The organism is Alteromonas marina (assembly GCF_000808575.1).
In the GTDB taxonomy this organism is placed as follows: Bacteria; Pseudomonadota; Gammaproteobacteria; order Enterobacterales; family Alteromonadaceae; genus Alteromonas; species Alteromonas marina_A.
Genome location: NZ_JWLW01000067.1, coordinates 119893 through 138809, shown reverse-complemented (window position 1 = coordinate 138809; position 18917 = coordinate 119893). Strand labels below are relative to the sequence as shown.

At 45.6% G+C, this 18917-nt stretch carries 13 protein-coding genes; 6 read left to right on the top strand and 7 right to left on the bottom strand.

The annotated features are described in order from the left end of the window. Positions 1–20 precede the first annotated feature (20 nt). The 3 genes from RJ41_RS18375 to RJ41_RS18365 all read left to right on the top strand — a co-directional run bounded on the left by RJ41_RS18375 (position 21) and on the right by RJ41_RS18365 (position 3221). Complete coding sequence (locus tag RJ41_RS18375; RefSeq protein WP_039223957.1) at positions 21–1574, top strand: sensor histidine kinase; 1554 nt, start codon at positions 21–23, stop codon at positions 1572–1574. Between the two features lie 60 nt (positions 1575–1634). Beyond that, positions 1635–2312 carry a response regulator transcription factor gene (locus RJ41_RS18370; protein WP_039223954.1) on the top strand — a complete coding sequence of 226 codons (678 nt, stop codon included), beginning with the start codon at positions 1635–1637 and terminating at the stop codon, positions 2310–2312. Between the two features lie 81 nt (positions 2313–2393). Next, entirely contained in the window at positions 2394–3221 is an 828-nt protein-coding gene (locus tag RJ41_RS18365) for a haloacid dehalogenase type II (protein ID WP_039223951.1), read from the top strand. A gap of 133 nt (positions 3222–3354) precedes the next feature. Here the strand turns inward: RJ41_RS18365 and RJ41_RS18360 are convergent, their stop codons facing one another. Continuing rightward, positions 3355–3819: a GNAT family N-acetyltransferase gene (locus RJ41_RS18360; RefSeq protein WP_039223943.1), complete on the bottom strand. Its 465-nt coding sequence runs from the start codon at positions 3817–3819 to the stop codon at positions 3355–3357. 405 nt (positions 3820–4224) lie between these two features. On the opposite strand from RJ41_RS18360, the gene RJ41_RS18355 reads away from it, so the two are divergent. Further along, a complete protein-coding gene (locus RJ41_RS18355) occupies positions 4225–6549 on the top strand; it encodes an FdhF/YdeP family oxidoreductase (protein WP_039223940.1) in 2325 nt (774 codons plus the stop codon). A gap of 65 nt (positions 6550–6614) precedes the next feature. On the opposite strand, the gene fdhD is transcribed toward RJ41_RS18355, so the two are convergent. From fdhD to topA, 5 genes are all read right to left on the bottom strand, one after another. After that, entirely contained in the window at positions 6615–7397 is a 783-nt protein-coding gene (gene fdhD / locus RJ41_RS18350) for a formate dehydrogenase accessory sulfurtransferase FdhD (protein WP_039223937.1), read from the bottom strand. Further along, positions 7387–8025, bottom strand: coding sequence for a molybdenum cofactor guanylyltransferase (mobA, locus tag RJ41_RS18345; RefSeq protein WP_039223934.1), 639 nt, complete (start codon positions 8023–8025; stop codon positions 7387–7389). The genes fdhD and mobA overlap by 11 nt, the downstream gene beginning before the upstream one ends. 412 nt (positions 8026–8437) lie before the next feature. Next, positions 8438–9268 (bottom strand): leishmanolysin-related zinc metalloendopeptidase, encoded by an 831-nt coding sequence (locus tag RJ41_RS18340; RefSeq protein WP_052235518.1) that lies wholly within the window; start codon positions 9266–9268, stop codon positions 8438–8440. Positions 9269–9613: 345 nt separating this feature from the next. Further along, positions 9614–10165 (bottom strand): DUF2058 domain-containing protein, encoded by a 552-nt coding sequence (locus RJ41_RS18335; protein WP_039223931.1) that lies wholly within the window; start codon positions 10163–10165, stop codon positions 9614–9616. Positions 10166–10302: 137 nt separating this feature from the next. Further along, on the bottom strand, positions 10303–12963 hold the full coding sequence (topA, locus tag RJ41_RS18330) for a type I DNA topoisomerase (RefSeq protein ID WP_039223928.1): 2661 nt from the start codon (positions 12961–12963) through the stop codon (positions 10303–10305). A 395-nt stretch (positions 12964–13358) separates the two neighbouring features. Between topA and astB the strand changes: the two genes are divergently transcribed. Next, positions 13359–14699 carry an N-succinylarginine dihydrolase gene (gene astB, locus RJ41_RS18325; RefSeq protein ID WP_039223925.1) on the top strand — a complete coding sequence of 447 codons (1341 nt, stop codon included), beginning with the start codon at positions 13359–13361 and terminating at the stop codon, positions 14697–14699. Between the two features lie 76 nt (positions 14700–14775). On the opposite strand, the gene RJ41_RS18320 is transcribed toward astB, so the two are convergent. Continuing rightward, on the bottom strand, positions 14776–17325 hold the full coding sequence (locus RJ41_RS18320; protein WP_039223922.1) for an Ig-like domain-containing protein: 2550 nt from the start codon (positions 17323–17325) through the stop codon (positions 14776–14778). Between the two features lie 114 nt (positions 17326–17439). Between RJ41_RS18320 and RJ41_RS18315 the strand changes: the two genes are divergently transcribed. Beyond that, positions 17440–18786, top strand: coding sequence for a dicarboxylate/amino acid:cation symporter (locus RJ41_RS18315; RefSeq protein ID WP_039223919.1), 1347 nt, complete (start codon positions 17440–17442; stop codon positions 18784–18786). Positions 18787–18917 lie beyond the last annotated feature (131 nt).

Sequence of the window (18917 nt, the reverse complement as noted above, 5' to 3'; positions counted from 1 at the left end):
ATAATCATAATGTCACTGCCATGTACAAACGTAAGCTTTACCTGTTTGGGTTACTGTCCACATTTATCTTATTAATTGCATTGGCCAGCGCAGCCGTTTCGGCCCATTTAACACGCACTAACTTAGCGCAAGCTCAACTCGCTCAATCGCTATTGTCAGAGCACCAACAATTATCGAGCATTTCCTATCGGCTTTTTAAGCAGCTTACCGACGAGCTTATTTTTGGAAAGAATGCGAACCAGGCGAAAGTGCGCAACAAGCAGCAACAAATTGAAAACTCGCTGAACCGAATAAAGTCACTAGAACTTGATCAACGCGAAGCATTAGGGCTTGAGGCAACATTAGGAAGTGTAGAAGATACCGATGAACTTGAAGCACTGATTCAAGGCATTGTGGAAGAGTTTAGAGCAATTGCCCTAAGCAACGACCGTACTCCGCTAAATCAACAGCAGCGCCTTCAAACATTACTAGAAGTAACTATAGACAACCAGTTCAGGGAAGCCATCAACTCTGCAGTAAACCGCCAAACAGGCGTTGTATCGCGCATTAACGCTAGCATTGAAACGCTAAACACCAGCATTGTGTGGTTTACTATTAGTTTAGGTCTGATTACCTGCCCTTTTATTCTGCTGGGTTGCTATTGGCTATTCAATGCCCTTTATCAGCCGCTAACGGTAATTCGCACGGGTACCGATGCCATTGCATCGGGTAACTATCACTATCGATTGCCTGAAACCTTAGATAGCGAATTCACTGACTTGGTCAAAGCCCTAAACTCCATGATTGCGCGTTTACAGGAACACGAAGATCAAGCTGATGCCCATCGCAAGCACTTAGAGTTTGAAGTGGAGAGCCGAACACGGGCGTTAAAAGAAGCCAACAATAAACTCACTCAACTGGACGCAAAGCGACGGCAATTTATGGCTGATGTTAGTCACGAATTGCGCACGCCGTTAACCATTATTCGTGGCGAAGCGCAGGTAACCCTTAGGCAGGCTGCGGCTAGCAACGAGATTTATAAAGAAACGCTAGAAACCATACTTGAGCAAGCCGTGAACTTAAGTAACTTGGTTGATGATTTGCTGCTGCTAGCGCGTGCCGAGATGCACGAATTTACTGTAGATCTGGTTAAATCTGACTTACATAACCTGCTTACACAAAATATGGCGTTATGGCAAAAGCTCACAAAGCCAAGAGACTTAGATCTAAAATGGCTTGCCAATAATGAGGTCCAAGTGCTCATCGACAAAGACAGAATTGCGCAGGTACTGACCATCCTTATCGAAAACGCGCACAAATATTCTTATCCCGATACGCCCATTGTGCTGCGCGTTGAGAGCGAAAGCCCGAATATCAACGTATCGGTCATTGATATCGGTGAAGGCATTTCTTCAAGTGATTTGCAGCACGTTTTTGAACGCTTCGTTAGGTTAAAGCGCAAAGGCAATGGAATGGGGCTAGGTTTGTCTATCGCTAAAGCGATAGCAGAAGCCCACCACGGTACATTGAGTGCGCATTCCACATTGGGTAAAGGCTCGCAGTTCACGTTGACGCTGCCAGTTTTAGATGATTAAGGGCCCAGTTGGATCGATTCCAATATTACACAACATCGAACGGTTAGGATTATAACAACAATGAAAATTCTTATTGCTGATGACGAAGCCCCCTTACTACGCTTTCTTTCACGAGGCCTAAGCGCTGAAGGTTTTGAGTGCATTGAAGAGCCGGCATTACACAACTTAGTCACGCGCATTCGCCATGAAGCCCCTGCTATTATTGTACTTGATCGCATGTTTGGTGATGAAGATAGCGTAGAGCTGCTGCCCGCAATCAAGTCGCTTCCCCATGCCCCAATGGTTTTGTTGCTAACCGCGGTGGACGAAGTACGCGAGCGTGTGAATGGTTTAAAACAAGGCGCGGATGACTATTTGTGCAAGCCATTTGACTTTGACGAACTACTTGCGCGCATAACGGCCTTAAGCCGAAGAGTGACGAATACACCGGTTACTCAATTAGGCCTCACCATCGGACCGTTAAACATCGATGACGAGTCACGTATTGCGACATTGTCTGGGGAAGAGATTTCACTCACCAAACTAGAATACGACATGCTCTACTACTTCGCAGAAAATGCTGAAAAAGTGCTGTCTCGAGAACGCATATTAAGTCGAGTATGGCGAAGTCACAGCGATCCGTTAACTAATGTTGTTGATGTGTATATCAGTAGGCTGCGACAAAAGCTTCACAGCAGTGATGCCATATTTATTGAAACTCTGAGAGGCAACGGCTATCGGTTGACCACTAGAAAATAGTCGTTTGGTCTCATTAGCTATTGCATTCATGTGTTATCCCGCCCAACTTGAACACTCGTTCAAATTTTGTAAAGGATAATTATGGCTCGCTCACCTTCTTCATTACTCTCAAGGCTATGTTGCGCAACCGCTGTAGGCATTAGTCTATTGTCATCACCAGTCTTCGCTCAGACAGACACCAGAGATGCCGCGCAGCCTGATAAGAATAGAGCAATGTCTGCACGGGAATTGCGAGCACCAAAGGTTATCTTTTTCGATGTTAATGAGACCTTGCTAGACCTCACCGCCATGCGCAGCTCGGTAGGCGAAGCCTTGGGCGGTAGAGATGATTTATTGCCACTGTGGTTCTCTACTATGCTGCATCATTCACTGGTTGATTCAACGACTGGCCGCTTTCATACCTTTGGAGAAATTGGCGTTGCCTCCTTGCTGATGGTGGCAGAAATTGAAGGTATTGAATTGACCAAAGCGCAAGCCAAAACGGCAATTGTCACGCCATTGCGAAGCCTACCACCCCATCCTGACGTGCGCGATGGCTTACAGGCACTTAAAAACAAGGGTTATAAACTAGTAAGCCTTACCAACTCGTCTAATCAAGGCGTATATACTCAATTTAAGAATGCTGATCTTTTGTCTTATTTCGACGAGCGACTAAGTGTAGAAGACATTAACTTATATAAGCCCGATACACGCACGTATGAGTGGGCTATTGAAAAAATGGGTATAGCAGCAGAAGACGCTATGTTAGTGGCGGCCCACGGTTGGGATATTGCTGGTGCTAAACAGGCAGGCTGGCAAGCCGCGTTCATTGCACGCTCCGGTAAGGTACTATACCCGTTAGCAATAGCGCCTGACACGGTGGTAAGCGGACTAGATGAATTAGTCTCCCAATTACCCGATGCCAAATAAGCGTTAGGGTTGATGGTATCTAGGTGCATATAAAAGCACAGCTTAAAGGTTGGCACGGGTAAACATAATTATTAGGTTAAACGCCTGGGCCATAAAAGGTCATGCAAACCAATATTTCGAGCTAGGCACTGAGCTACTCTGTTGCCGTGCCTGCTCTTTTCATATCGATGTGGGGAATATCGTCTTCCAAGTACATAGTCGACGTGGCTTCAAACCCAAAGCTTTCATAAAAGCCTTTTAAATATTCTTGCGCGCCAATTTCAATATCACAGCCTGGCCATAACGCCTCACAATGATCAATGGCTTCACGCATAAGTGCTCTGCCCGCACCTTTACCTCTAAAGGCTTTGCTGGTAGCTACTCGACCGATACTTACCGACGGATAACTCACTCCTTCGCCAAGTAATCGTGCACACGCTACCAATTTGTTATCTTGAAACCCCATTAAATGATGAGTTTTCGGATGGCGGTCTTTTTCATCTAGTTCCGGATAGGGGCAGTTTTGTTCAACAACAAAAACATCGACACGCAGCTTGAGCAAATCGAAGAGTTGATGATTAGTCAGTTCATTAAATGTAAGTGATTGCCAGGAAACCATGTTGCCTCGATGATTTTTTATTATTAATGTTTGCGTGGCGCCTTGAAAAGCGCTTCGAAAGACCTTTGTTGGTTTAAACGAATTTTAAAGCCGTTGTTATTAACAATCCTAATTTTAGGACCGTAGCGAAGATAACGATTGGATTAATGTAACGCAACCCATTTGCACAGAATGCGCTTCAATTTTCTGCTGCTTTGACGGTTGACGCTCCCTGCATAAAACGCTTAACGCCCACTTATAGCAGACTCTAAGCTGGAAATATGCGGTTAATTGATGAACCCTATCAAATAGTTAGCGTAAATAATGGAACACCAATAGAAGAATGGTTATTGTGTATTGGAACAATGATTTGGCAATTGTAACTGTTTTCTATAATAAACAACCGCGCGGGCACAGGGGCAGAATATGAGTGATAAGCGCAACATCAAAACTTACGACAAACCCGCTGGCGGATGGGGCGCTTTAAAAAGCGTAACCCAAAGCTGGCTGCAGAGTGAAAAACCGCTCAAAAATTTACGGGCCATGCTTAAAACCAACCAAGATAAAGGGTTTGACTGTCCGGGATGTGCGTGGGGTGAGTCGCCAGAAAGCGGATTAGTGAAGTTTTGTGAAAATGGTGCTAAAGCGGTGAACTGGGAATCTACAGGGCGTTACGTCGACCCAGAGTTTTTTTCAAACCACTCTGTAAGTTCGCTAAAAAAACACACTGACTACTGGCTTGAGTCACAAGGGAGACTCACCCACCCTATGCGCTACAATGCTCAAGCAGACCATTACGAACCAGTATCATGGGACGATGCCTTCGCACTCATTGCCAAACACTTGAAGGGTTTACCTTCACCTCACCAAGCAGAGTTTTATACTTCTGGTCGGGCGAGTAACGAAGCCGCCTATTTATATCAGTTATTCGTGCGCGCATTTGGCACAAATAATTTTCCCGACTGTTCGAATATGTGTCACGAAGCGTCAGGCCAAGGGATGAAACCAACCATAGGAGTGGGTAAAGGTACGGTCACGTTTAACGACTTTGAAAAGGCAGATACCATATTTGTGATAGGTCAAAACCCCGGGACTAACCACCCTCGCATGCTTGAGCCGCTGCGCGACGCCGTTAGAAGAGGCGCTCAGGTAGTTTGCTTTAACCCGTTAAAAGAGCGCGGGTTAGAAAAATTCCAGCACCCTCAACATCCCATAGAAATGCTAACTAATGGCTCAACGCCAACCAATACCGCCTATTTCAGGCCTGCTCTTGGTGGTGACATGGCGGTTATGCGTGGCATTGCGAAATGGTTATTAACCTGGGAACAAGAAGCCAAAGCGAACAATGCCCCTCCTGTATTCGACCACGATTTTATTAATGCGCATACCAACGGCATGGACAACTATTTGAGTGCCGTTGAAGCGACTAGCTGGGAGCATATTGAAGCGCAGAGCGGTTTAGCAAAAGACGAAATACGTCACGCGGCAACCATGTACAGACGTGGAGAACGGGTGATCATGTGCTGGGCAATGGGGATCACCCAACACAAGCACTCAGTAGCTACGGTTCAGGAAATAGTGAACGTTCAACTACTACGAGGAAACGTGGGCAAGCCTGGTGCAGGGCTTTCTCCCGTTCGTGGCCACAGCAATGTGCAGGGGGATAGAACTGTGGGTATTAACGAAGTCCCCCCCAAAGCATTGCTTGACGCACTAGAGAACAAGTTTAACTTCGCCGTTCCACGAGAAAGAGGTCACAATACCATTCAAGCAATTCAGGCTATGGAAAGTGGTGAATCCAAAGTTTTCATCGGCCTAGGCGGTAATTTCGCCCAGGCGACGCCAGATACGCCGCGTACTCACGCTGCGCTGTCACAATGCGACTTAACCGTTCATATCGCCACCAAATTAAATCGTTCTCACCTAACCACAGGTAAAGACGCGCTTATATTACCCTGCTTGGGACGTACTGAAATTGACATGCAGGCTAGCGGGCAACAAGGCGTGACTGTGGAAGATACGTTTTCTATGGTCCATATTTCTTATGGCCAACTTCCGCCAAGCTCGCCCGAACTTCGCTCTGAACCCGCTATTATTGCTGGTATCGCGAAGGCGACGTTAGGCAACACGCCGGTAGACTGGGACTTCTTAATAAGCGATTACGACAATATTCGTGAGCTCATTGCCGACACCGTAGACGGTTTTAAAGACTTTAACACCAAACTCGCTCAACCGGGTGGTTTTCATTTAGGTAATGCAGCAGGTGAGAGACGCTGGTTAACACCATCGGGCAAAGCCGAGTTTGCTGCTAACGCCCTGCCTGATTCACTGTTAAATGCTGACCTCGTTGCGAAAGGTGAAGAGCCGGACCTCATTTTACAAACACTGCGCTCTCACGATCAGTACAACACAACTATCTATGGTATGGATGACCGCTACAGAAACGTGTTTGGCGCGCGGGACGTGCTGTTTGTCAATGAACGTGATATTCAGAAACTGGGATTTAACGATGGCGATAAAGTCGATATTACGTCAATGTGGAACGACGGCAAAACACGTCAAGTTAGACAGTTTATATTGGTGGCTTACGACATCCCGCAAGGTCAAGCGGCAGCATATTACCCCGAAACCAATCCGTTAGTACCACTAGAAAGTTACGGTGATGGCACGTTCACACCAACATCGAAATTTATCGCGATCAAACTTTCGAAATCTCAATCAGATGGCCGAATACCTGTCTCTGCGGTGTAAGCTTTTCGGTGCTTATCCGGCACTTATTAGTATAGGCCTTTCGTTTCTAGGTGGCTCGCTGCGCACTACTTTTCTTGCGGTGCGTAAGCTCTTGGAGGGTCATACTTAGGTACATGGATCAGGGTGAGACCGTAACGGCTTGCCCACTTTACTGATAACGCTGTAGGAGCAGATAGCGTTACTACCAAAGGTAATTTAGCCCTTATCGCTTTTTGAACCAACTCTAAACTGCAGCGGCTTGTGAGCACAACAATACCTTCAGGTTGAAAGAGTTTTTGGGTGGTGATAGCACCAATTAATTTATCAAAAGCATTATGCCTTCCTATGTCTTCCCGGCATGCCAGCACATTGCGCTTAGCATCAATGTAGAGCGCTCCATGTACTGCACCGCTCTGCTGAGCTAATGCTTGCGCATTAGATATAAGGCTTCGCAATCCTTTAAACCAGCTCACATCAGGCAAAGGCGATACTTCAATAGGCGTTAATTGAGGCAAAGCGTTATCTAATGCCTCAACGCCGCAGAGCCCACAACCCGACGCACCCGCCAATTGCCGCTTATTTTCCTTTAACTTCCAGAACGCCTGATTGGCAATTTCAACTTCCGCATTGATGTGTTCTTTGTGATGCGTCAGTTCAATACCGTAAAGCTGACGAGGATGCTCGATAATGTCGTTGCTTAAACTGAAGCCCACAATGAAATCTTCAATGTCGTTTGGGGTTATCAGCATTACCGCATAATTAATACCGTTATAACTAATGCTTAAAGCGACTTCTTCGGCAAGGGCAAACTTTTGAGTATAGGGTGTAGCATCTAAAACTAATGCGCGCTGTTCAGTGTTACTTTTCACGTGGCCAATCACCTGGAGTATTCACATTCAACCACTCTATGTCATCTTCATTGGACATTTTTGCGAGACGCTTTTTGTTATCGGCTTCATCTTTTCCTAACGTTTTTTTGAGGTCAGCTTCTTTAAGAGATACCGCATTGAGAATTTCTAAAAATCCTACCACTCGTCTCTTACTTTGCTCAACTAGATAGTTGGCTAAGAGGGCTTGGGTGTTCTGCGCAACGGATAGAAAGAAAGGCAAAAAGCGGTTTTCCACATAACATGCCTTTTCAGCCTCTCGCCCTCGCGAAACTAATATTCTCAAAAGCTCGGGCGTCATCTGCGGCATGTCAACTGGAAGAACAAGCAGTTCATAAGGATTGTCAGTGTGATTATCAGATTGGGATAGTGCGTCTAAAACAGCGTGTACTCCGCCAAGCGGACCTGCATCTTCAATTTTGTCATTCAAAAAGCCTGGCGCGTTACGACTAATTAACACTTTATCGCAACTCGCTGCCTGTAAAAGTAACGAAGCATTATCGATGAGAGTACGGCCCTGATAACGCATAAGTGCTTTATCTTGCCCCATTCTGCGCGATTGACCACCCGCAAGCACTAAACCGATGAGTGTCGCATTCACTTTAGGCACTGCATTCGCCTCCTTTATTAAAAATCTTCTCATATCCTTTTAAAAACTCAAAGCAATGCGTGGAAAAGGGAGAAGTGGGCTCGCCGATATATTGGAATGTTTGATGAAAATGAAGCTGTGCCGCATTGCACAATTTAGCCGCTTTGGTAAAGAGCTGCGTGTCTCCTAACCCAACCAGAAAACAGCGTTGGCAAATATCCAAAAATCAATACCCTTAACGTGATAGATAGGTTCAAATGCGATTCTACCAATGGACTACAAAACTTGTAACTACGCTAAACTTATGATTTGAAGTTAGGTGAAAATACTGGAGTAAAAACAGGTCCATGTTGATTATATCCATTGCCTAAAGATTAAATGCAAATCAGAAATGTAACACCGACATTACATGAGCATTTACTCGCCTATTCGGCTAAGTTTTCATCGACGACATTTCTGTTAAACAACCTACATCACTTCGCTGGCGGTGTCGCCTAGCAACGAGTCCAATAGAAAGTAGGAACAGCCATACTGTCGATGCTTCACTCACCGCATGAGTTACCGTAGTTAAATAGCCAATATCAGCAAAAGAAGCAATCGTAGTATCACTTAATGTAATTGGATATGGTCCCAAATAGCCGGTCATTAAGTCAGAAGAACCACCAGGCCAAGGCTCATCCCAATGGCTGTTAGCAGTACCCTCTCCACCGCCGAGTTCAACCGGAATAAATTCAGCATCTTTTACAAACTCTTGGCGGTATATTTCTAATGCATACTCTCCCGTGTATCGCCCCGAATTCATGACGTAATTCGACTGGCTACCTGGTCTGATAAAATCGGTTGTCCACAAAATTCCAAAGCCGATAGCATGAGCCATCTCGTGCACAATAACATCGAAAAGTGTGCCGTTTCGCTCCATATTACTGAGATCTGCCGTATCAAACTGCATGCTGCCCCGATTTGCATAAACAAACGCACTATCGGAGAACTGTATGATACTAGATGGACCAGCGCTACCCAATATTCTTCCCACTCCATCAATCGGCGCTCCACTCGCGTCAATAACAATACTGTGATCGAATACGCTCTGAACACCTGTTAAGTAAGTTTCCCAAAACGCGACTGCACCATCGAATGCACTGGATTGTGAAGGCGTTAACCCTCCAAGATTGTTAATAGATATGTTGAAAAGCCCCGCATTTGCAGGCAGTGACACGCACATTGCAACTGCAACACTTAAAACCAGTTTTGGTAAACCTTTCATGGCTTCCCTCCATAATTGAGAAACAACGTCCACTGAAAATAACTATGGTCCGCGACACTAATATGCTGTAACAACTATAGTTGAGAATGTAGAAGTGCGCTGCTTTCTTAGCATTTTATATTTAGCGGCCTAGACGGTAATTTCTGAAGAAAGCTTTTTAAAAGTTGCAATGAATACAGTATGTTAGAATTGCAAGAGCAATGCCGCTGGAGGGCTTTAATGACAACAGCTGAGTTTGAAAAAAGACAGGGAACGGGAAACGTTTTTTAAACGTTAAGTGGATTAAATTATGAGGGATATACTTGCTCACCACCTTAAAGAGTAAAGGTGGTGAGTTTAAAAAGACTACCAGGTCAAATCATCTGGGATTTCGTAATCGGCATACCAGTCGTCTTCTGCTTCGTCTTTACCGTCATTACCACTCTTGTCCAAATCAGCACGATAGATTATTGAAGCTTCATCACGCTGAGCAATTTTATCAGCAACCGGCGTAGGAACTAATTCGTAAGCATCATCTAGCAATACCACGGTCAAACGACCCTTTGTGACCTGCCTGTGCATTTCTTCGCTTACGTACATGCGTTTAACGACATTGTCGTGAGTAAAGTTAAGTAGCGTTTCGCCGTTACGCGGTTGTTTGTTTACTGTAATAAGCTGCCTGACCTGTGCGGCTATCGAGCGCTTTTCTCTTTCTTGCTGTTGAAGTTGATTCAACTCTCTTGAGCGCGCCTTTTTCTCTTCTGCGGCTTGTTGAGCTGCAATTGTCGCTTCATCTACAATAGGTTGTTTTTGCTTATTTTTTTGCTTTTGTTTTTTGCGTTTATCCGCACGCGCTTGCTTTGCAGACGCTTTATCGGCCAATCCGGCTTTTAGAAGTTGGTCTTGTAAAGAGGCCATAACTCACTCTCTATTGATTTATTAACGAGCCTTGCATTGTGCGTGCTGAAGCACGCTAAAAGACACCTTATGACGTAATAAGCCCGAATAAATCCGGGCTTATTACTTTCGTATCGAAATATTGTATTCGCTTTGATTTATTTTTTCTTCGCTTTTGGCTTAGCAGCCGGCTTTTTAGCCGCTTGCTCTTGCCACTTGCCGTTTTCATACCACGCAGACCAGCCTGTTGCTTTACCGCTGTCATTTTCAGACATCACGTATTGCTGTTTGGTCTTCCTGCTATAGCGAACTATTGCAGGGTTACCGTCAGGGTCTGTTTGTGGCGCATCAGCAAGGTAGTAGAATTTCGGCGATATTCTATCTCTAAAGCGTGCAAGTTCTTCCACTTTCGGCGCACGAGTCTCGCGCGACTTTGGAAAGTTATGGGCAGCCAAGAAGATACCCGAAGCGCCGTCGCGTAGCATAAAGTGCGCGTCAGACTTTTCACACGGAAGCTCTGGTAAATCGACCGGATCTTCTTTTGGCGGCGCAGCTTCGCCGTTTCTCAGTAGCTTACGGGTATTTTTACATTCTTCGTTGGTACAACCGAAGTATTTACCAAATCGACCATTTTTAAGCTCCATATCGCTACCGCATTTATCGCACTCGATAATGGGGCCGTCATAGCCTTTTATTTTGAATGTGCCTGCCTCTACCAATGTGCCATCACACGTCGGCGTATTACCACACACGTGAAGTTTACGGGTTTCATCGACCAGGTAACTGTCCATCGCCGTACCACACTTAGGACAACGTTTTTTAGAGCGAAGCGCTTCTGTTTCAAGCTCTTCTTCATCGTCCACTTTCACGACTTCATCACCAGGCGTTAAATTCATGGTGTTAGTGCAGCGCTCTTTCGGTGGTAAGTTGTAGCCTGAACAGCCCAAAAACACGCCGGTTGACGCGGTTCTTACGTTCATTTCACGGCCGCATTTGTCGCAATCAATACCTGCAGGTACCGCCTGATTCAGGCGCATACCGCCCTCTTCAGGGTCTTTCTCAGCGTTTAGCAGTTTGTCATAGAAGCCGCTGTAGAACTCATTGAGCACGTCTTTCCAATCTTTATTGCCCTCAGCAATATCATCAAGATGTTGCTCCATATTGGCAGTAAAGTCATAGCTCATTAAATCGTCAAAGTTTTCCATCAAACGATCGTTTACTATTTCGCCCATTTTCTCGGCATAAAAACGCTTGTTCTCTAAGCGCACATAGCCGCGATCTTGAATCGTCGAAATAATACTGGCGTAGGTCGATGGACGACCAATACCGCGTTTTTCAAGCTCTTTTACTAACGACGCTTCATTAAATCGCGCTACAGGCTTGGTGAAATGCTGTTTAGGATCAAGCGCTTTTAAGTCAAGTACATCGCCTTTTTGCACATCAGGCAACATGAGCTCTTCTTCGCCTTTTTTGCGAAGCTGAGGCTGAACGCGAGTCCAACCATCAAACTTGAGTACGCGGCCTTTCGCCGTCAGCTCGTAATCACCCGCTGCCACTTTAATCGTGGTTGCGTCGTACTTAGCTGGAGTCATTTGACAGGCCACAAACTGGCGCCAAATAAGCTCATAAAGACGCTGTGCATCGCGTTCCATATCACCTAAACTCGCAGCACTAATGCTCACGTTTGAAGGGCGGATCGCTTCGTGCGCCTCTTGCGCTCCTTCTTTACTGCCGTAGCGATTTGGCGAATCAGGCAAGTACTTGTCACCAAAATTATCTGAAATGTACGCACGAGCACTGTCCAGCGCCTCTTGGCTTAAATTGGTTGAATCCGTACGCATATAAGTGATGTAGCCTGCTTCATAAAGGCGCTGCGCCATCATCATGGTCTTCTTAACACCAAAGCCCAATCGAGTACTTGCCGCCTGTTGCAGCGTTGAGGTAATAAACGGTGCTGAAGGACGACTTTGCGTAGGCTTTGACTCGCGGCTTTCTACCGTGTAGTTAGCCCCTTCTAAGTCAGCAAGCGCTTTATCTGTTTCGGCCTTGTTTTTGGGCTTGAACGCATTGCCCTGGTGCTTTGCTACCAGCATACGTAGTGCCGCTTTTTGCTGGCTGGTTAAATCTGCGTGTACGTCCCAAAACTCTTCAGGCACAAACGCTTTAATTTCTCGCTCACGCTCCACAACAAGCCTAACCGCTACCGATTGTACGCGCCCTGCTGAGAGGCCTCGCGCAATTTTTTTCCACAGAAGTGGCGACACCATGAAACCTACAACACGGTCTAGGAACCGGCGAGCCTGCTGCGCGTTAACGCGAGAGATATTTAACTCGCCCGGATCGGAGAACGCATCTTGAATCGCGTTTTTGGTAATTTCGTTGAACACTACTCGCTGATAGGTCTTATCTTTCTTGCCTAACAGCTCTTGTAAATGCCATGCAATTGCTTCCCCCTCGCGGTCCAAATCGGTCGCGAGATAGATAGTGTCAGCATCTTTAGCAAGCTTTTTAAGTTCGTTAACGACTTTCTCTTTACCCTGTAGCACTTGATAGTGGGCTTTCCAGTCTTTCTCCGGATCTACGCCCATTCTGTCTACAAGTTTCAAATATTCGTGACGGCGAAGGTATTCTTGACGCGCTTCTTCGCTTAAAGTTTTGAGTTCTTTAGCCGGTTTTTTAGGCTCGACTTTGCCTAAAGCCTTCGTCGGAAGATCTCGCACATGGCCAACCGAACTTTTTACGATAAAATTTTTACCAAGATATTTATTTATCGTTTTCGCTTTGGCTGGTGACTCGACTATGACCAGTGATTTTGCCATATAATTGAACTAAACCTATTGATTTTTAATGACTATTTACGTCAAATTCTGAAAATTGGAGCAGCCCAACACTATATATAGGGCACTCGCTCTTTTTTAACATATATCTACAAAGTGAATGGAAAACAAGATCTTCTTCATACTTATTCTTCTCTCCGCTCTAATCGCACACAAAAACTGTACATTAATTGAGCAGTACGATTGGCATCGACATTAAAAGCCGTATAATGCCAGCCATTCGAACCTGACCTAACAACCCGCTCAGGTTTAAAGACGTGCCATGTTTGACCCTGAACAAAATCAAAAGCGTTGCTATTGCTATCAACTTAATCGCAGTGTTTGTAAGAATGTAGCATATGGGGTCAACAGCCAAAACTACAAGAATAAGGGAAAGTATGAAGCAGTTTGAAGTTAACTTTGATGGTCTTGTTGGACCTACCCATAACTATGCCGGCTTATCGTTTGGCAATGTCGCTTCCCTAAACAATGCGAACGCAAAGAGCAGTCCTAAACAGGCTGCAAAGCAAGGTCTTGCAAAGGCCAAAGCGCTAGCCGATATGGGAATGGTTCAAGGTGTATTAGCCCCGCAAGAACGTCCTGATATCGCTGCGCTCCGTCGATTAGGTTTTACCGGTTCTGATGCTCGCGTGCTAGAAAGCGCTGCAAAGCAGTCTCGCGAGATTTTCTTAGCATGTTGTTCTGCTAGTAGCATGTGGACTGCAAATGCCGCCACTGTGTCTCCTAGCGCCGATACTGCCGATGGTCGCGTTCACTTTACCCCTGCAAATTTAACGAACAAGTTTCATCGCTCGTTAGAGCCTCAGGTAACGGGCAATATTCTACGTGGCACTTTCGCTAACGAAAAGCACTTTGCTCATCACCAGCACCTGCCAGATAACGAGCATTTTGGTGACGAAGGTGCAGCCAACCACACGCGACTTTGCAGCAACTATGGTCAGGCAGGCATAGAGTTGTTTGTTTATGGTCGTCATGCATTTGATACCAGCAAACCCGCACCAAAAAAATATCCGGCTCGCCAAACGCTTGAAGCATGCCAAGCAGTAGCTCGCTTACACGGTCTGGACGACGATGGCGTAGTTTACATGCAGCAAAACCCAGACGTTATCGACCAGGGCGTATTCCACAACGACGTGATCGCTGTAGGTAACCAAAATGTGTTGTTTTTCCACGAGCAAGCGTTTTATCAAAAAGACGCAGGATTTAAAGAGCTTCAAGCCAAATTTGGTAGCGAACCGCTACATTTTATTGAAGTGCCGACTGCCGAAGTGTCAGTTCAAGATGCAGTAAAAACCTACTTGTTCAATACGCAAATCATAACGCTTCCAAGCGGCGATATGACCATAATCGCACCTACTGAATGTCAGGAAAACGAGGCCGTTAAGCGTTATTTAGACAAGCTAGTGACACTAGGCACACCGATAAAGTCGGTTAACTTCTTTGACGTTAAACAGAGTATGCGCAATGGCGGCGGCCCGGCGTGTTTGCGTTTGCGCGTTGCAATGAATGACCAAGAACTTGCCGCAGTTAATCAAAATACGTTAATCAATGATACACAGTTCGCTCGCCTAAACGCTTGGGTCGACAAGCACTATCGCGATGAATTAGGTGAAGATGACTTGCGCGATCCGCAGCTGCTAATTGAATCTCGTACCGCGCTTGATGAGCTTACACAAATTCTGAAGATTGGTTCGGTTTACCCGTTCCAGCAGGGATAAGTTTTGTAATCTACTAAAAAGTAAAAAGAAAGCCGGCTATTAGCCGGCTTTTTAATGCTTTAAATGGTGCGTAATTTTACGGCGTAACCAAGGTACACTGGTCAGTCACACCAAACGGGTTAGCCGGCGGTGATGCGCCTTCATCGGTCACGTCTTCAGCCGATATACTTAATGTATAATTCATCGAAGCCTGGGCCTCACTACCGGTAGACTGGCCGAAAACAGAAATAACAGCATCGTACCAAACCGCATAACTGCTAGGGTAACGGTACTCCAGTTCTGCATAGCCATTCTCATCTGTTTCAGCATTGCCGTTAGCAAAGGTTATGGTTCCCACTAATCCAGGCGTGAGCATCTCGTCCCCGTTAGTGTCTTCATTGGTTGGAGTTGTATCCAAGATACCGTTATCGTTGACATCTTCCGTGAGACAATTCTGGTTAATTATGGCTATCCATTGTGATTCATCATCATCATATACCCAGAACCCTGTGCGATATTCACCATTATCAACATATTTTGCCGGCGCCACCGATGCAGTTAAACTCACGCCGCTGACTGGCTGTCCAGCAGAGTCAGAAACAAAAACACTGAAACGCTTTAAGTAAGATGTAGATGTAGGCTCTTCGAGCTCATTACCCGTTCCCAAAGAGATATCGAATGCACGAGCACCTACGGTCAAGGTAACTTGATCATCGATCGCTGGATCTTCAGCAACAAAAGCAGTAACAACTACAGACTCTAAGGTTGAAACCGAGCCTGACGTAAAGACTGTTGTAGCTATTCCCTTACTATCAGTAGTTGCTTGAGAAGGCGACACAAATCCGGTAGACACGTCAGAGACAGTGAAGTTAACCACACTGTTTTTTACCAAATTACCATTTACATCGCGAACCACCGCGCTAATCGTGCTGGTTTGTCCATCAGGGCCTAAAATATCAGGCGACGCATCAGCAATAAGCGTGTGCGGTGTAGTGGCAATAAACTCAATTTGAGTGAGTGCTGAAACCAACACGTTACCGCTTCCATCGCTTGCCGTTGCGGTGATTGAAGAGATGCCAGCATTGTTGGCGCTAATATCAATACTTGCTTGTCCTTCTGCATCGGTTTGTACAGTTGAGTCGCCGTCGATTACGCCACGTGATGCGCTAAAGGTTACCTCTTGACCCACTACTGGCGTATTGTCTTGACGCCACTGCACGGTAATAGTCTGTGTTTGCCCTAACGGCACTTCTTCTGTTGGTAAGTTAACGAAATTAAACTCGTCTTGCTGTACCTGCACCGTAAAGCTTGTTTCAGCATTAAGTGCTGATGCCGTAATGGTATTTTCTCCAGAGGCAGATGCAGTATATGACACTGTAGCTTGTCCGTTAGCCCCAGTATTAACCGTGGCGCTGCTCAGGGTGCCGTTAGTAGCACTTAAAACAACATCTTCATTTTTTATAGTCTCGCCATCGGAGTCTTGAAGACGGATTGTATAATCAACAGTGTCATTTAAAATAACTGAAGACGCGCCGTTGATAGTGACTTCTGTTCCGGCAATTGTAATATTAACAGACTCAGTAAGACTGCCCGCGCCGGCTGTAATAGTAATCGTACGGTTTGATTTATCGTTTTGCGACGTCAGTATTGCACGGGCGGTACCATCGGCAAGGGTAACGGGTTGCGTGAGCTGAAGCTCAACGCCATCGCCTGTCGCGGCCGAGAAGCTTACCTCAACACCTTCCATTAACACACTTTGCTCATTTTTAACTAACGCAATGAGTTCGACTTCATCGCTTCCGCTAGAAGCCAGCTGAATACTGTCAGCGAAAAGCTCCAAAGATGCCGGGTCTTCACTTACCGTTGTACTGCCTTCAGAACTAAAAGTCGTGGAGTCTGTTTCACCAGTAGATAAAGTAGCTGTCACTTCACCGTCACCAGACGCGCTTCCCACCGACATACCTATTGTTGCAACACCTTCTGCATTTGTAAGTGCTGTTGCTGTGTCATTTGAAAAGGTAGCCAGATCATCGTTGCTTAATGAAAAGGTAAGCAAAAGATCTGCCTGAGGTTCACCCAGTGAATTTGTTACCGTTGCAACTGCTGTCAACGCATTGCTCGATGAAAGGCTGTTATCAGCCTCGCCACTTTCATTTTGCAACGCAAGTGCAACGCTGATAGTAGTAGGATCTGTGCCGCTGACCGCTGTGGCAGAAAACGTGGTAGTTCCTGTTTCACCACTGCCCAGCGCTGCGGTAATTTCTCCATCACCCGAAGCCGTGCTTGCATCTAAACGAATTCTGGCGACACCGCTTGCGTTAGTTCTTGCAGTGCCGGTATCATTGCCAAACTCGGCAAGTTCTTCGTTACTCAGGGTGAAAGTTAGCAGAGCATCTGAGTGCGGATTCCCGTCTTCATCGGTTACAGTCGCTACCGCAAACAGGCTGTTGTTTTCTGATAAATTGTTGTCGCTTGCGCCACTTTCGTTTTCCAACGACAAGGCAATTGAATAGGTAGGCGTGGTTGTACCGCCGTCTCCGCTTCCATTATCCGTGTTATCCCGAGAGACTGAAGAGCCGCCCCCACCACATGCTGTTAGCATGAATATTGCGCTAATTAAGCTTAGCACTCTCGCTAATGTCGACATAATTCGTTCCTGAACCTCTTTTATTGACAATTGCGTCGTTTTTTATGTTTAAAAATCAACTGAATCTGGCACACTACGAAAGATTAAAAATATAAAAATGCACAGGAAACATTAATGTCTTCATCTGCACATAAGTATAGTTTAACCGCTCGCATATTTATCGGCATGGCTGCCGGTATCTTGACTGGTGTCTTTCTCCAATTATTGTTTGATGATAGCGGAGATTTTACTTTTTCGATATTCGGTTTAGAGCTCTCAACGTATAACATTCTTGTCGAAGGTATATTTTCTACTCTCGGACAAATATTTATCGCTAGCTTAAAGATGCTGGTGGTTCCCCTCGTCTTCGTATCCCTTATTTGCGGAACGAGTACTTTATCAGATCCAAGCAAACTAGGAAGACTTGGCGCTAAGTCAGTCGGACTTTATGTTGTCACAACCGCAATTGCTATAACACTAGCCATGAGTATAGCTTTGGTAGTTTCTCCTGGTGATGGACTCAATCTGACTACTGAAACCACGTTCCAAGCGAAAGAGGCTCCTAGCCTTTCAGACGTTATTGTTAATATGTTTCCTAGCAACCCAATAAACTCGATGGCACAGGGCAATATGCTTCAAATCATCGTTTTTGCAGTACTGTTCGGTATAGCGATGGCAATGACGGGCGATGCGGGCAAGCGCCTTACCGCTATCTTTGAAGACATTAATACGGTAATCATGCGTTTGGTGACAATCATCATGAACCTAGCGCCTTACGGCGTGTACGTGTTGATGGCAAAGCTATTTTCAACGATAGGCGGCGAGACTATATTAAGTTTGGCGAAGTATTTCTTCTTAGTATTTGGCGTGTTAATTCTTCACGGCCTTGTAACCTACTCTGTTCTGCTAAAAGCTTTGTCAGGGCTGAACCCCATTATCTTGATGAAGAAAATGCGCGATGCTGCACTTTTCGCTTTTAGTACGTCGAGCAGCAGCGCTACTCTGCCAGTTACGATGGAAACCGCTAAAAACAAATTGGGTGTTGGTAATTCAGTTTCTTCATTCACTCTGCCGTTGGGCGCAACAATTAACATGGACGGTACCGCCATTATGCAAGGCGTCGCAACGGTATTCATTGCCCAGGTTTACGCCGTCGATTTAAGTCTAAGTGACTATATGATGGTAGTACTTACCGCCACTCTTGCTTCTATCGGAACCGCTGGCGTACCTGGTGTTGGCCTTATTATGCTTGCAATGGTGTTGCAGCAAGTAAATTTACCCGTTGAAGGTATAGCGCTTATTATCGGCGTAGATAGGCTATTAGATATGACACGTACAGCTGTAAATATTACGGGTGACTGTATGGTGTCTTGTGTCGTTGCCAAAAGCGAAGGCGCATTAGATGAAAGTGTCTACAACGACCCTAAAGCAGGGTTGAAACAAGAAGATGTTGATTTCGAACACTTCGAAAGGAACAAATAGCCCAGACTTAGCGCCAGTTGGGTGTAATGCTCACACAATGCCAGTGTTGCAGCAGCGCACAAACTAACCATAAAATAAGGCCAGCGTTATTCGCTGGCCTTATTTTTTACTGTTGTACTACATGAGTTTAA

What these genes read in the sequence shown, in the direction of transcription:
- RJ41_RS18375 (WP_039223957.1), top strand. Translation starts at nt 21, where the DNA reads ATGTACAAACGTAAGCTTTACCTGTTTGGGTTACTGTCCACATTTATC.
- RJ41_RS18370 (WP_039223954.1), top strand. Translation starts at nt 1,635, where the DNA reads ATGAAAATTCTTATTGCTGATGACGAAGCCCCCTTACTACGCTTTCTT.
- RJ41_RS18365 (WP_039223951.1), top strand. Translation starts at nt 2,394, where the DNA reads ATGGCTCGCTCACCTTCTTCATTACTCTCAAGGCTATGTTGCGCAACC.
- RJ41_RS18360 (WP_039223943.1), bottom strand. Translation starts at nt 3,819, where the DNA reads ATGGTTTCCTGGCAATCACTTACATTTAATGAACTGACTAATCATCAA.
- RJ41_RS18355 (WP_039223940.1), top strand. Translation starts at nt 4,225, where the DNA reads ATGAGTGATAAGCGCAACATCAAAACTTACGACAAACCCGCTGGCGGA.
- RJ41_RS18340 (WP_052235518.1), bottom strand. Translation starts at nt 9,268, where the DNA reads ATGAAAGGTTTACCAAAACTGGTTTTAAGTGTTGCAGTTGCAATGTGC.
- RJ41_RS18335 (WP_039223931.1), bottom strand. Translation starts at nt 10,165, where the DNA reads ATGGCCTCTTTACAAGACCAACTTCTAAAAGCCGGATTGGCCGATAAA.
- topA (WP_039223928.1), bottom strand. Translation starts at nt 12,963, where the DNA reads ATGGCAAAATCACTGGTCATAGTCGAGTCACCAGCCAAAGCGAAAACG.
- astB (WP_039223925.1), top strand. Translation starts at nt 13,359, where the DNA reads ATGAAGCAGTTTGAAGTTAACTTTGATGGTCTTGTTGGACCTACCCAT.
- RJ41_RS18320 (WP_039223922.1), bottom strand. Translation starts at nt 17,325, where the DNA reads ATGTCGACATTAGCGAGAGTGCTAAGCTTAATTAGCGCAATATTCATG.
- RJ41_RS18315 (WP_039223919.1), top strand. Translation starts at nt 17,440, where the DNA reads ATGTCTTCATCTGCACATAAGTATAGTTTAACCGCTCGCATATTTATC.